Origin of the sequence: Kribbella jejuensis, from assembly GCF_006715085.1 — a bacterium.
GTDB lineage: Bacteria > Actinomycetota > Actinomycetes > Propionibacteriales > Kribbellaceae > Kribbella > Kribbella jejuensis.
This window is the reverse complement of sequence record NZ_VFMM01000001.1, coordinates 1,938,190-1,951,594: the sequence shown is the minus strand read 5'-3', so window position 1 is coordinate 1,951,594 and position 13,405 is coordinate 1,938,190. Positions and strand designations below refer to the sequence as shown.

Below are 13,405 nucleotides of genomic sequence, written 5' to 3'. Positions count from 1 at the left end.
GGACGACGAGGTGGGTGCTCGGGCTCCCGGTCACTCGGCTGCTCCGGCGCTCCCGATTCTGCGGAACCCCACGCGTTCGTAGACCGCCGCGACGGCGTCGGACTCGGCGGAGAGCAGTACGAGATCCACGCCGTTGTCCAGCGCGTGCTCCACGAGGGCGGACGTCACCGCGGCGCCAAGGCCGCGCCGCCGCATCGCGGGCAGCGTGCCGACGCCGACGATTTCGCTGGTCGAGTCAACCGGCTGGTGCGTACCTGCCGCGACCACACCGTCTTCAGTGAAGGCCGCGGCGTTCACTGACACCCCACGACTCATGCGGTCCAGTAGCGTCGCGACCAGGTCGTCCGCCAACTCAGCAGCTGCGGCGTCTCTCTCGGCCGGCCCTGCGTTGCCAACAGCAGTACCCGACTCACCGAACGCCAGGTTGACCACAGCCCGCGACTGGCGCACCACGGCCTCATCAGCCGGCAGCACCTCGCAGCGAGCGTCAGCCACGGCAGGACGGAAGTCCGCCCGCTCGAGCACCAACAGCGGGTGCTCGACGACGGAGAGACCTGCTGCTTCAGCGGCCGGGCCCAGCGACGGGCAGGTGTCCACGACCCACTCGAAGCTCAGGGGAATCTCCAGCTCGGCGCAGCGTTTCCGGACGAGCTCTACATCGCCCGGCTCGATCGTGACCCCCGCTCCGGGCACGGGCCGCGCGTAGTACGGCCAGATCGTCGTACTGCGGAACAATGTGAACGGACCGACCTGCTCGGCCACCGCGCCTGACAACGGCACGGCGTGGAGGTAGTCGTCGACTCTGGTAATCATCGCGAGCAGTGAACCACCCGGACGGGTCCTCGGCCAGCGGTTATGTCGAACTACCGCCGGCGGCTCCGACGTACCGTCGACAGCAGCAACGAGCGAGGAGTCTCAGATGGAGAAAGTGACGTCCGCGGACGGTACGACGATCGCCTACGACCGCCTGGGCAGCGGCCCGTCGGTGATCCTGGTCGGGGGAGCGCTGTGCGACCGCAACGCGCTCCGGCCGCTGGCGGACGCGCTGGCGAGCCAGTACGACGTGGTGACGTACGACCGGCGCGGCCGCGGGGACTCCGGCGACACAGCGCCGTACAGCGTCCAGCACGAGGTGGAGGACATCGCGGCGGTGCTCGAGGCAGTCGGAGGTACGGCGGCCATCTACGGGCACTCGTCCGGTGCCGGGCTCGCGGCCATCGCGTGCAACACACTCCCGTTCACCAAGGTCGTGCTGCACGAGCCGCCGTACGGGCCCGACGACGTGGACCCGTCCGACGACGGCGAGCAAGTGTTGGAGCGCATCCGCGAAGGCAGGAACCAGGAGGCGGTCGAGCTGTTCCTGCTGATGACGGGCATGCCGAAGCAGGAAGCACTACAGGTCGCGGCGATCCCCGGCCTGGCGGACCTGGCGCCGACACTGGCCTACGACTTCGCGGTGATGGGGCACGGCCTCGACCAGGGCGGCACCCCGGTCGCACTGCTGCGCACCATCACGCAGGAGACGCTCGTCCTCGCCGGCACCGCCACCGCGCCGTTCATGATCGACGCCGCACACCGCATCGTGAAGCTCCTGCCCAACGCCACCTTCACGGAGCTCCCCGACCAGCACCACGCCGTACCACCCGAAGCCCTGGCTCCCGTGGTGGCCGACTTCCTCAGGCGATGATCTCGATCGACACCTTGTCCGGGTAGAACGCGAGGTGCTCGCGGATGTCCGCGACCGCGTCGTACGGCTGCTCGTAGGTCCAGACGGCGTTCTCCGCGTCCGGGAGCAGCGTGTAGTAGGAGGCGTCGCCCTTGTACGGGCAGTACGTCTGGTGATCGGTGCGCTCGAGCTGCGTGAGGTCGACGTCCTTGCGCGGGATGTACTGCACCGCGGGGTAGTTCGCCTCCTGCAGCGACAGCGCGTCCCGGGTGTCCGCGAGGACCCGGTCACCGACCTTGACGACGACGCGGTCCGGGTTCTTCACCACGGTGATCGGGTGGTCCGGACCTGGAATCTTCACAGTCTTCTCCGCCATAACCAGCACAACCCCGGGCAGCCGGGGACCATTCCCGCGCGATGATCGGGACATGGAGTTTCGGCAGATCCAGTACTTCGTCACGGTCGCGGAGGTACTGAACTTCGGCCGCGCCGCCGAGCAGCTCGGCATCGGCCAGCCCGGCGTGAGTCAGCAGATCGCCCGGCTCGAACGCGAGCTCGGCGTCCAGCTCTTCGACCGCTCCGCCCGCGCCATCCGCCTCACCGAACCTGGCCAACGCTTCCTCCCGGCCGCCCGAGCGGTCCTCGCAGCCGTTGAAACCGCCCGAGCCGCCGCCACCGGGCCTAGCAGGACCCTCCGCCTCGGAACCAGTACAGGGCTGGGAGAGCGGCTGGAGACCGTTGTCGGGGAACTCTCGGTCCAGGGCCTGCACGTGGACCTCGTGAGTACTCGACCCGCGCGCGCCTGGACAGAGTGCGAAGCAAGCAACTGGACGCCGCCTTCGTACGCGGTGTCGACGAAGCCGCGGGACTGGAATTCCTGCCCGTTTGGGAAGACGACCTACTGGTTGCCCTCCCCAAAGCCACCGCCCCGGCCGGCGACGTCCCGCTCAAGCACCTCAAAGACCTCCCGCTGAGGATCACCCAGCGCCGCACCAACCCGCCCCTGGTCGACCTGGTCATGTCCGCCTGCGCCGCCGAAGGTTTCGAACCAGTCCTCGGTCCCCGCTCCAGCAGCCTCCAGGACACTCACGCCGCGATCGGCGCCGGCGCCCCGAGCTGGACCGTCATCTACGAGTCCCACGCCCGCCTCCTCCGCGAAGGCCGCGTCGTCTTCCGCCGCCCACGCCCGCGGCTGGCGCTGACGACCAGCCTCGCCGTCCCCGCCGGTACGACGATCGCGGGCGACCTCGCCGTACTGCTGGCCGCCTGCCGCAAGGCGTCCGATCAGTTCGAGTGATGGGAGCGCATCGGAACTGCGTCTGGTTCGCACCGCCCGCCGCGGCTGGAATGGAGGCAGAAACCGTCGAACGAAAGGAAATCCGATGCCCATCGTCACCGTTCTGCAAGGCCCGCGGACGCCGGAGCTGAAGCGCGAACTCGTCCAGAAGGTCACCGACGCCTTCGTCGACAGCCTCGGCGTACCGGCCGAGAGCGTGCAGGTGTGGATCCAGGAGACCCCGCCGGACAGCTGGGCGATCGGCGGCACCCTCACCGCCGACAAATAGCTGGATCAGTCCGCGGTCAGGTCGACGACCAGGCACGGGCCGCCGTCGAAGGCGCCCCCGTCGATGCCGAGGACCAGGCCGTCGGCGTACAGGTGCGGGCCGGTAAGGAACTGCGGGTCGATGTGCAGCTGGTCGGCGATGATGCTGTGGCCGTGCACGATCCGGCGGCCGCCGAGGTGCTGCAGCATGATCCGCGCGACCTCCGGCCCGCTGTCGCCGCGGAAGGCGTACCGCGACGTCGTCCGGCGCCAGATCTCCCACCACACCTCGATGTCGTCGGAGTGCAGCTCGGCCCGCGCCGCGGCGTTGATCTGGTCGAGCGAGTCGCCCCACTCGACGTACTCCGCGGTGTCGGAGTGCATCAGCAGCTGGTCCGCGTCCAGCCCGAGCAGTGGCCGGTCCAGCAGCCAGGCCACGTCGTCATCGGTGAGCAGTTCCTGGTCGCGGTCCTGGCCGCCGTTCAGCGCCCACGACCGCTCGAAGCTGCGCAGCGTGATGCCTTCGTGCGGGACGAACGTGTCGCCGAACTTGTACATCCCGAGCGCGAGGATCTCGTGGTTGCCGAGCAGCATCCGGACCGCCCCGTCCGGTGCCTGCTCGATCAGTCCGCGGACGTAGCGCAGTACGCCGATACCGTCCGGGCCCCGGTCGAAGAAGTCGCCGAGGAACCACAGCCGGGCGTCCGTACCGGCCCAGTTGCCGTCGGCATCGGTCAGACCGGCCGCGTGCAGGGCCGGTACCAGCTTGTCCAGGTGGCCGTGGACGTCGCTCACGGCGTACACCCTGGTCACGTCATCCCCGAACGGTCAGCACGATCAGTACGACGTTGAGGGCCGTGACGGCGGTCGCTACCAGGCATGCGGCGAGAGTAGTCGCCCGGCGGTTGACAAGGTCACCCATGACGCGCCGGGATGCGGTCAATCGCACCAGCGGCCAGAGCGCGCAGGGGATCCCGAAACTCAGCACCACCTGCGAGATCACCAGCGCGCGGCTCGGGTCGACGCCGATCGCCAGCACCAGCAGCGCGGGCACCAGCGTGACGAGCCGGCGGACGGCCAGCGGTACCCGCTTGTGCCAGAACCCGTCCAGGATGACGGATCCGGCGTACGTCCCGACCGACGAGGACGCGAATCCGCTGGCCAGCAGGGCGAGCGCGAACAGCAGCGCGGGGAGCTGGCCGAGCCGGTCGCCGATCGCTTGGTGCGCCGCGTCCAGCGAGTCGGCACCTGTGCCCTTCAGGGCAGCTGCGGCCAGCACGACCATCGCCAGGTTGACCGCCCCGGCCAGCGCCATCGCCACGGCGACGTCCAGCCGGGTGGCCCGCAGTACCCGGGACTTGCCGCCGTCGGACCGGATCGTCTTCCAGTGCCGGTCGGTGACCAGGGCGCCGTGCAACCAGATCGCGTGCGGCATCACGGTCGCGCCGAGCATGCCGGCCGCGAGCACGAGCGACTGGGTGCCGTTGAGGTGCGGTACGAGACCGCCGAGTACGCCGGTCGCGGACGGGTTCGACTTCGCGGTCGAGACGACGAAACCGATCAGTACCACCGCGAGCAGGCCGATGATCGCCGCCTCGAACGGTCGTTGGCCGCGCTTCGACTGGTAGATCAGCAGCCCGAACGAGACCGCACCGGTGATCGCGCCGCCGAGCAGCAGCGGTACGTGGAAGAGCAGGTTCAGCGCGATCGCACCGCCGACGACCTCGGCCAGGTCGGTCGCGATCGCCACCACCTCGGCCTGCGCCCAGAGTCCGGTCGAGGTCGAGCGCTTGAAGTGGTCACGGCACAGCTGCGGCAGCGTCCGCCCGGTCGCGATACTCGCCTTGGCGGCCAGGTACTGCACCAGGACGGCCATCAGGTTCGCGCCGACGACCACCCAGCACAGCAGATAACCGTACGTGGCACCGGCCGCGATGTTCGTCGCGAAGTTCCCCGGGTCGACGTACGCGACCGCCGCAACGAAGGCCGGTCCGAGCAGGAGCAGCCCAGACCGGTTCAGTTGCCGCCGCAGCGGTGCCGGTGCGTACATGAGAGAAGTCTCTCTGCCTGTACCCACCGCGCAACCCCTGTGCAGAATTTGAGACAGGCGTTACGCCCAGGCGAAGTGCACCTCCAGGCTCACCTCGACGCTGCTGTCACCCGGAGTGACGTTGATCGCCGCGTCGAAGCCCGCGGCCTTGCTCGCGTTGTAGGCCCGCCGGATCGGGAAGTGGTTCTGCGTCTCCGCGATCGCGGTCACCGAGCCGAGCGAGAACCCGGACAGCCTGGCGAGGTGCTCCGCCTTCGCCCGCGCCTGCTGGAAAGCGAGTTCCCGCGCCTGGACGAGCAGCTCGGACTTGTCCTCGATGTCGAACTGCAGACCGTTCATCGTCAAACTGTTGCCCGCAGCATCCACCGCCGCATTCAGCAACGCACCGAACCCGGTCAGATCCTTCGACTCCACCTGAATCGTGTGCTGCGCCTGATACGCCACGTCCGTCCCAGGCTCCCGATAGTGCTGGAACACGTTCACCGCACTGGTACTGAGCCGCGACCCCTCGATCCCATGCGCCCGCAACGCCGCGACCACCGCCTCCGTCCGCTCCCCAACCCGCGCCACCGCACTGGCAACATCCGGAGCCATCACCTCAACCCCCAGTGTCACCCGCAAAACATCAGGCACCCCACCAACCTGCCCCGACCCAACAACAGTCACCCCAGTATCCATCCCCCCAGTCTGGCACCCCGTGCACTTGCAGGGGCGTGCGAGCCGCGTGACCATGACAAGCATGAGCTTGCCTTCGTACGAATCTGGGGTGGCTGAGGTTTCGTTGTTGGGGGAGACGATCGGGGAGAACCTCAGACGGACGATCGCCGCGTACGGTGATCGTGAGGCGTTGGTAGAGGTGCAGAGTGGGCGGCGGTGGACGTATGACGCGTTCGGCGCGGAGGTCGAGCTTGTTGCCCGGGGTCTGATCGCTCGCGGGATCGCGAAGGGTGACCGGGTCGGGATCTGGGCGCCGAACCAGGCGGAGTGGACCATCACGCAGTACGCGACCGCGCTGATCGGCGCGATCCTGGTGAACATCAACCCGGCGTACCGCACCCACGAGCTCGGCTACGCGCTGAACCAGTCCGGCGTCCGGCTGCTCGTCTCGGCGACCGAGTTCAGGACCAGCGACTACCGCGCGATGGTCGACGAGGTGCGTCCGGACTGCCCGGCGCTGGAGGAGACGATCTATCTCGGCACCGGCGACTGGGACGCGCTGCGCGACGACGCCGACCGGGTCAGCATCGACGAGCTGAACGCGCGCGAGGCCGAGCTGTCGTTCGACGACCCGATCAACATCCAGTACACCAGCGGTACGACGGGATTCCCGAAGGGCGCGACGCTCAGCCACCACAACATCCTGAACAACGGCTTCTTCGTCACCGGGACGATCGCGTTCACCGCGGACGACCGGCTCTGCATCCCAGTGCCCTTCTATCACTGCTTCGGCATGGTCATGGGCAACCTCGGCTGCACCACGCACGGCGCGTGCATGGTGATCCCGGGGCCGGCGTTCGACCCGGCGGCGACCTTGCAGGCCGTGCAGGACGAGCGGTGCACGGGGCTGTACGGCGTACCGACCATGTTCATCGCCGAGCTCGGGTTGCCGAACTTCGCGGAGTACGACCTGTCGTCGTTGCGGACCGGCGTGATGGCCGGGTCGCCGTGCCCGGTCGAGGTGATGAAGCGCTGCGTCGCGGACATGCACATGTCCGAGGTGGCGATCTGCTACGGCATGACCGAGACGTCACCGGTGTCCACGCAGACCCGGCGCGACGACGACCTGGACCGCCGTACGTCGACCGTCGGCCGGGTGCTGCCGCACGTCGAGGTGAAGCTGGTCGATCCGGCGACCGGTCTCGTCGTACCGCGCGGTGAACCGGGCGAGCTGTGCACCCGCGGGTACTCCGTCATGCTCGGCTACTGGGACGAGCCGGAGAAGACCGCCGAGGCGATCGACCAGGCCCGCTGGATGCACACCGGCGACCTCGCGACGATGCGCGACGACGGGTACGTGAACATCGTCGGCCGGATCAAGGACATGGTGATCCGCGGCGGCGAGAACGTGTACCCGCGGGAGATCGAGGAGTTCCTGTACACGCATCCGTCGATCGCCGACGTCCAGGTCGTTGGTGTACCCGACGAGAAGTACGGCGAGGAGCTGTGCGCCTGGATCAAGCTCAAGCCGGGCGCCGAACCGCTGGACGCGGAGGCGGTACGGGCGTTCGCGAACGGGAAGCTGGCGCACTTCAAGATCCCGAAGTACGTCGTACTCGTGGACGACTTCCCGATGACCGTCACGGGCAAGATCCGCAAGGTCGAGATGCGCGAGAAGTCCGTCGAGCTGCTCGGACTGAGCTGACCAGCGCGCCGAGACCCAACGCGGCGCCGAGCAGACAGACGGCGTTCCAGCCGGCACGTTCGTACAGCGCTGTCGAGGCGATCGCACCGGTCGCGCTGCCGAGTGAGTAGAACACCATGTATCCACCGATCAACCGGGCTCCGGCGTCCGGGCGGTAGATCATGCTCTGGTTGGTCACGTGGATCGCCTGCACTGCGAGGTCGAGCAGCACCGCTCCGATCGCCAACCCCACCAGCGGATGCGCGGTCACCAGCCAACTAGTTGCCAACAGCCCCGAAGCGCCGACCGTGACAAGTCCGCCGCGCTCTCGATCAGCCAACCGACCCGCCGGTCCTGCCGCCAGAGCCCCGGCGGCTCCGATCAACCCGAACGCCCCGATCTCGCTGTGCGACAACCCGCGTTCCGTCAACGGCAACGCGATCGAGGTCCACAACGTGCTGAACGACCCGAAGATGAAGAACGCCCGCACCGCACTCTGCCGAAACCCCCGCTCCTGGAGAAGTCCGGCGGTGGACCGCAGCAACTCCGCATATCCCAATGGAGTCTGGGATTCGGGGACCGGCCGCCCAGCCCCGGTGGAGCGCGTGAAGAGTGCGGTGATTGCTAGGCATGCGGCGCAGGTCAGCAGGTAGACAGCTCGCCAGCCGAGTAGGTCGGTCACGATGCCGGCCGTGGTTCTAGCTAGGAGGATACCCAGGACTATGCCGGTGGTGATGGTGCCTACTGTGCGGCCTCGGGTGGTCGGGGAGCTCAGGGCGGCGCCGTACGCGACCAGCGACTGGGTGACGACAGCAAGAGCGCCGACGGCGGCCAGACCGAGGAAGAGCATGGCCGGGGTTCGGGCCAGGCCGGTGAGCAGGAGGGCGCCGGCCAGCAGGGTGAACTGGAGGCGGATGAGCCGCCGCCGGTTGAGCAGGTCACCGAGCGGGACCAGGAAGAACAACCCAAGGGCGTACCCCGCCTGGGTCACCGTGACGAAGGTGCCGACAGTACCGGGACCGATGCCTAGGTCGTGGCCGATGGTGACCAGGAGCGGCTGCGCGAAGTAGACGGTGGCGACGGCGACCCCGGCCGAGACCGCCAGCAGTACACGGTCCGCGGGACGCAGGTTTGGTTGCATCTTGCTACCGTAGAAGCAATTGGTAGCATGTTGCAACCAGGAGGTGTTCGATGGTCAAGCGGACCAGGTTCGACGACGAGAGCTGTCCGGTCGCGCGTTCCGTGGATGCGGTGGGCGACTGGTGGTCGCTGCTGATCGTGCGGGACGCGTTCGACGGCAGCCGGCGGTTCGGCGACTTCCAGCGCAGCCTCGGCGTCGCGAAGAACATCCTCACCGCACGCCTCAGGTCCCTGGTGGACAACGGGATCCTCGAACACACCGACCGCGACTACACCCTCACCGCCAAGGGCGAGGCGCTCTTCCCGGTCATCGTCGCGCTCCGCCAGTGGGGCGAGGCCTTCGCGTTCGCCCCTGGCGAAGAGCATTCGGTACTCCGGGACCGCCGCGACCACCAGCCGCTACAACCACTCGAAATCCGCGCCGCCGACGGTCGCAAGCTCGCCCCGGCGGACACCGAAGTACAAAAGGTCGAACTTCTCGACAGGTAGGCGCTACTGGCGAACCGCGGCCAGTGCGGCTGAATCCTCGTCGCCGAAGGCGTCCTCGAGTTTCTCCGGCGAGTAGTCGAGGTCGATGCCCGCGACGTCCGCGCCGACCGCCGACTCGATCGCGCCCAGGCGGCGGGTGGCGCGGTCGCCGGCGTACGTCATCAACGCCGTCGGGTTGATCTCCGGCGGGAGCTCCGGGGAGTTGTCCATGGCCCACTGGATCTGCGTCAGCGCGTGCGGGAGGAGTTCCTCCATCGTGTCGGTGACGACCTTCCAGTTCGACTCGTCGGCGGCGACGTGCCGGCGGCAGGTGAAGGTACCCCAGGCCATGTGCCGGCGTTCGTCGTCACCGATCCGGCGGATCAGCTCCTGCATGCCGGGCAGTACGCCGCGGGACGTGCACAGCAGGTTCCAGGCGTGGTACCCGGTCAGCGCCAGCGTGCCTTCGACGACGTGGTTGTACGTGACAGAGGCACGAACCTGGTTCGACGGCGACGGGTCGTCGGCCAGCGACTTCAGCGCGACCGGAAGGGCCTCGTAGAAGATCGCGCGGTACCCAGGGTTGTTCTCGACGTACCGATGCAGGTCCTCGGTGACGCCGACCGCGTCCAGCCAGAGCCGGAAGACCGCGGTGTGCTTGGCCTCCTCGAAGCAGAACTGGGTCAGATACATCTCGTCGCCGAAGCGCCCCTCCGCCGCCATCGCCTGCAGGAACGGCTGCAGGTCCTCGGTCACCGCCTCCTCGCCCGCGATGAACTGCGAGCAGAGCATCAACGCGTTGTCCTTCTCGTTGTCGCTCAGCTCCTGCCAGTCCTTCGCGTCCTGGCTGAAGTCGATGTCACGCGGGTTCCAGAACTTGCGGTTGCCCTTGTCGAACAGCCGCAACGGCAGCGCGTCCCAGTTGAAGCCACCTGACTTCAACGAGCTGAAACCCTGCCGGTGAAGGGGATTGTTCATACGTGCGACCTCCGGGACTCGCTCAGGAAAGGCGAGAGGACGCGAGCCAGCTGCGCCGCCACCACCGCCGGGGGAGGGCCCGGGGTGACGATGTGGCTGATGACGACGCGCAACGCGACGTCGACGCAGCTGGTCGCGTCCTCTGCGGGAACCTCCGGCCAGTGCTCCCTGACATGGGCGTCCAGCCGGAGGTGTGCCAGTTCCAGCACCTGCTGCCCCCGTGTCGTCAGCAGTTGACTGGCTTGGTCCGATCCCGGCTGACCCAACGCCGCCTTCACCAGCGGGTTCTCGCCCGCCAGTGTGAGCGCCCGCTCGACCGCGGCCCGGAGGCCCTCGATCGGGCGGGACTGCTCGGCGAGCGCTGCGTTCACTTCCAGCAGGAACCGTTCGGTCTCGCGCGCCGCGACGGCCTCCAGCACGCCCCACTTGTCCCCGAACTCGTTGTAGACGGTCTGCCGGGACACCCCGGTCCGACGAGCGACCTCGGCCATCCGAAGCCCGTCGTACCCACCTGTTTCGATGGCGTCCTGTGCAGCGTCCAGCAACTCGTCACGAAGGCGGCGTTTGGTCCGGTCGGCGAACGAGTCCATGCCGACGAGGGTTTACAAAACGTCCTCGAATGTCAAGAGGTCGGACACCTGGTCGTCAGTTGTCAAGTGGGGAGAAGTGCGACGCGTCGCCGGTTCGGGGTGTACTGCGGACGCCGTCCACGCTCACCGGCACGTCGCCGGCCAGCGTGATCCGGTGCAGCCGCCGCGGCAGGTCGTCGTAGTCCGCGACCCCGTAGTGCTGGGTCGCGCGGTTGTCCCAGATCGCCAGATCCCCCGGCTGCCAATGCCAGCGGACGGTGTTGTCCGGGTTGGTCACGCGGTTCTGCAACAGCTGGAACAAGGCGGTCGTCTCGGCCGAGCTCAGGCCGACGAACCGCCGGACGAAATGACCGAGCACCAGCGAACGTTCGCCGGTCTCCGGGTGCACGCGGACCACCGGGTGCTCGGTCTCGAAAACCTTCGACACGAACTGCTTGCGGTGCTCCTCGACCTTGACGTCGACGCCACCGATCCGGCTCTCGTCCGCGTGGCCGGCGTAGTCGTACTTGTTGCTGTGCACCGCCCACAACCGATCGACCAGCGCCTGCAGCGCCTGCGGGAGATTCGCGTACGCCGTCACGGTGTTCGCCCAGGTGGTGTCGCCGCCGTATGCCGGGATCGTCACCGCCCGGAGCAGGCTGATCGCGGGGATCCGGTCGACGAACGTCACGTCGGTGTGCCAACTGTTGGCCTTGCTGTAGTCGGAGTCGATCGGCAGTACATGCGCGGCGCCGTCGAGGCTCTTCGAGGTCGGGTGCGCGAGCGTCGGCGTACCGAGCAACTTCGCGAACGCGAGCTGCCCCGCGTCGTCCAGGTGGTGCTGGTCGCGGAAGAAGATCACCTTGTGGTCCAGCAGGGCCTGACGGATCGCGGCGACGGTCTCCGGCGCCAGCTCGCCGCCGAGCCGGACGTTGCCGATCACCGCGCCGATCGCCCCGCCGGCCTTGCTGACGGTGATCCCGGGTGCTTGCAGTTGCGCTGTCATCATGACTCCCTCACGGTCGGTTAACTCCTATAATCCAGCTGATTTAGTAGACTTTGGGCTTGTTTCGGGATGCGAGACCGGCCGCTGCGCGGGTCACGTAGGGTTGGGGACGTGTCAACCGCCGCTCTTGAACCCGCCCCCGATACCGCCGACGTGCCGGAGCTGGTCGTCGGGTTCGATCTGGACATGACGCTGATCGACTCGCGGCCGGGGATCCAGGCGGTCTGGGACCTGCTGGCCGCGGAGACCGGCGTGCCCATCGACACCGACCTGGTGGTGAGCCGGCTCGGCCCGCCGCTGACCTGGGAGATGGCGAACTGGTTCCCGCCCGAGCAGGTCGACGCGATGGTCGCGCGGTACCGCGAGCACTACCCGGAGCACGCGATCTCAGGCAGTTTGCCGCTGCCGGGCGTGGCCGAGTCGCTGGCCACTATCCGGGCGCTGCGCGGGCGGACGATGGTCGTGTCGGCGAAGTACACGCCGTCGGTGCGGCTGCACCTCGAGCACCTCGGCCTGGACGTCGACGAGCCGGTCGGTGACCTGCACGGAGCCGAGAAGGGGATGGCGCTGCGCGAGCACGGCGCGACGGTCTTCGTCGGCGACCACACCGCGGACATCGACGGCGCGCATGCGGCCGGCGCGCTCGCGGTAGCGGTCGCGACGGGTCCGTTCACCGCGGACGAGTTGCGCGCGTACGGCGCCGACGTCGTGCTCAACGACCTGACCGAGTTCCCCGCCTGGCTCGAGGAGTACGTGCTCGAACAGCGGCTCGAGGCCCTGATGCGGCGGCTCTCGTCGTACGACAAGATGCTCGTCGCGTTCAGCGGTGGCGCCGACTCGGCGTTCCTGCTGGCGGCGGCGGCGCGGGCGATCGGGCCCGCGAACGTGATCGCGGCGACCGCGGTCTCGCCGTCGTTACCGGTGGCCGAGCTCGAGCCGGCGGCGCGGTTCGCCGACAGCCTCGGCGTACGGCATGTCACCCCGCACACGCACGAGATGGAGCGCGAGGGGTACCAGGCCAACTCCGGTGCGCGGTGCTACTTCTGCAAGGCCGAGTTGATCGAGACGCTGCAGCCGATCGCCGACGAGTTCGGCATCACCGCGATCGCCACCGGCACCAACGCCGACGACGCGATCGCCGGCTTCCGTCCGGGTATCCGGGCCGCGTTCGAACGCGGCGCGCTCACTCCGCTGCGGGACGCCCGGCTGACGAAGGAGCAGATCCGTGCTGCCTCGCGCAGCTGGAGCCTGGAGACCTCGGACAAGCCGGCCGCGGCGTGCCTGTCGAGCCGGATCGCGTACGGCATCCGGATCACTCCGAACCTGCTCGCCCGGGTGGACCGGGCCGAGCAGGCGGTCCGCGCCAAGTTGTCGTCGTACGACGTCGAGAACGTCCGCGTCCGCGACCTCGGCGACAGCGCCTCGATCGAGATCGACGCCGCGCTGCTGGACCGGGTGGATCAGCAGGAGCTGGTGGACGCGGTGGTCGCGGAAGGGTTCGCGACCGCGCAGGTCGACCCGCGTGGATTCCGCTCCGGGTCGATGAACGAACGGCTGCCGGAGCCCGAAAAGTATCGCAACCTCTGAGAGGGTGCCTGGGAACTCTGAGGGGTGCGGGACGCTGCCGGATCAGGTAGTTTCCCG

The 13,405-nt window shown here is 68.3% G+C and carries 14 protein-coding genes and 2 pseudogenes; 7 read left to right on the top strand and 9 right to left on the bottom strand.

The window, feature by feature from the left end:
• Positions 1–30 precede the first annotated feature (30 nt).
• Entirely contained in the window at positions 31–813 is a 783-nt protein-coding gene (locus FB475_RS09550) for a GNAT family N-acetyltransferase (protein WP_141854505.1), read from the bottom strand.
• Between the two features lie 106 nt (positions 814–919).
• Here FB475_RS09550 and FB475_RS09545 point away from each other — a divergent pair, with 106 nt between their 5' ends.
• Entirely contained in the window at positions 920–1,687 is a 768-nt protein-coding gene (locus FB475_RS09545) for an alpha/beta fold hydrolase (RefSeq protein WP_141854503.1), read from the top strand.
• Here FB475_RS09545 and FB475_RS09540 read toward each other — a convergent pair.
• Positions 1,677–2,027 (bottom strand): DUF427 domain-containing protein, encoded by a 351-nt coding sequence (locus FB475_RS09540; RefSeq protein ID WP_238332055.1) that lies wholly within the window; start codon positions 2,025–2,027, stop codon positions 1,677–1,679. The two genes, FB475_RS09545 and FB475_RS09540, sit on opposite strands and share 11 nt — an antisense overlap.
• Before the next feature lie 67 nt (positions 2,028–2,094).
• Here FB475_RS09540 and FB475_RS38270 point away from each other — a divergent pair.
• The 3 genes and pseudogenes from FB475_RS38270 to dmpI all read left to right on the top strand — a co-directional run.
• Positions 2,095–2,268 (top strand): annotated as a pseudogene (locus FB475_RS38270) (LysR family transcriptional regulator); the annotation flags it as partial.
• A gap of 197 nt (positions 2,269–2,465) precedes the next feature.
• Positions 2,466–2,963 (top strand): annotated as a pseudogene (locus FB475_RS37165) (LysR substrate-binding domain-containing protein); the annotation flags it as partial.
• Positions 2,964–3,048: 85 nt separating this feature from the next.
• A complete protein-coding gene (gene dmpI / locus FB475_RS09530) occupies positions 3,049–3,231 on the top strand; it encodes a 4-oxalocrotonate tautomerase DmpI (RefSeq protein WP_134107497.1) in 183 nt (60 codons plus the stop codon).
• Between the two features lie 5 nt (positions 3,232–3,236).
• Here dmpI and FB475_RS09525 read toward each other — a convergent pair whose 3' ends face one another.
• Genes FB475_RS09525 through FB475_RS09515 form a run of 3 tightly spaced genes read right to left on the bottom strand, consistent with a single transcriptional unit; the run spans position 3,237 to position 5,937 of the window.
• Positions 3,237–4,004 (bottom strand): metallophosphoesterase, encoded by a 768-nt coding sequence (locus FB475_RS09525; RefSeq protein ID WP_238332054.1) that lies wholly within the window; start codon positions 4,002–4,004, stop codon positions 3,237–3,239.
• A 19-nt stretch (positions 4,005–4,023) separates the two neighbouring features.
• Positions 4,024–5,259 carry an Nramp family divalent metal transporter gene (locus FB475_RS09520; protein WP_141854497.1) on the bottom strand — a complete coding sequence of 412 codons (1,236 nt, stop codon included), beginning with the start codon at positions 5,257–5,259 and terminating at the stop codon, positions 4,024–4,026.
• Positions 5,260–5,319: 60 nt separating this feature from the next.
• The gene (locus FB475_RS09515; RefSeq protein WP_141854496.1) at positions 5,320–5,937 is read right to left on the bottom strand and encodes an SIMPL domain-containing protein; all 618 of its coding nucleotides are present in this window, start codon (positions 5,935–5,937) and stop codon (positions 5,320–5,322) included.
• 61 nt (positions 5,938–5,998) lie between these two features.
• On the opposite strand from FB475_RS09515, the gene FB475_RS09510 reads away from it, so the two are divergent.
• Entirely contained in the window at positions 5,999–7,621 is a 1,623-nt protein-coding gene (locus FB475_RS09510) for an AMP-binding protein (RefSeq protein WP_272952059.1), read from the top strand.
• On the opposite strand, the gene FB475_RS09505 is transcribed toward FB475_RS09510, so the two are convergent.
• Complete coding sequence (locus tag FB475_RS09505; RefSeq protein WP_141854492.1) at positions 7,557–8,741, bottom strand: MFS transporter; 1,185 nt, start codon at positions 8,739–8,741, stop codon at positions 7,557–7,559. The two genes, FB475_RS09510 and FB475_RS09505, sit on opposite strands and share 65 nt — an antisense overlap.
• A 50-nt stretch (positions 8,742–8,791) precedes the next feature.
• Here FB475_RS09505 and FB475_RS09500 point away from each other — a divergent pair, with 50 nt between their 5' ends.
• A complete protein-coding gene (locus tag FB475_RS09500; RefSeq protein WP_141854490.1) occupies positions 8,792–9,229 on the top strand; it encodes a winged helix-turn-helix transcriptional regulator in 438 nt (145 codons plus the stop codon).
• 3 nt (positions 9,230–9,232) lie between these two features.
• Here FB475_RS09500 and FB475_RS09495 read toward each other — a convergent pair whose 3' ends face one another.
• The 3 genes from FB475_RS09495 to FB475_RS09485 are packed head-to-tail and all read right to left on the bottom strand — an operon-like array spanning position 9,233 to position 11,761.
• Positions 9,233–10,186: a R2-like ligand-binding oxidase gene (locus FB475_RS09495; RefSeq protein ID WP_141854488.1), complete on the bottom strand. Its 954-nt coding sequence runs from the start codon at positions 10,184–10,186 to the stop codon at positions 9,233–9,235.
• Positions 10,183–10,776 carry a TetR/AcrR family transcriptional regulator gene (locus FB475_RS09490; protein WP_141854486.1) on the bottom strand — a complete coding sequence of 198 codons (594 nt, stop codon included), beginning with the start codon at positions 10,774–10,776 and terminating at the stop codon, positions 10,183–10,185. The genes FB475_RS09495 and FB475_RS09490 overlap by 4 nt, the downstream gene beginning before the upstream one ends.
• A 55-nt stretch (positions 10,777–10,831) precedes the next feature.
• A complete protein-coding gene (locus tag FB475_RS09485) occupies positions 10,832–11,761 on the bottom strand; it encodes a TauD/TfdA dioxygenase family protein (RefSeq protein WP_141854484.1) in 930 nt (309 codons plus the stop codon).
• Between the two features lie 111 nt (positions 11,762–11,872).
• Between FB475_RS09485 and larE the strand changes: the two genes are divergently transcribed.
• A complete protein-coding gene (larE, locus tag FB475_RS09480) occupies positions 11,873–13,348 on the top strand; it encodes an ATP-dependent sacrificial sulfur transferase LarE (RefSeq protein WP_202878298.1) in 1,476 nt (491 codons plus the stop codon).
• Positions 13,349–13,405: the final 57 nt, after the last annotated feature.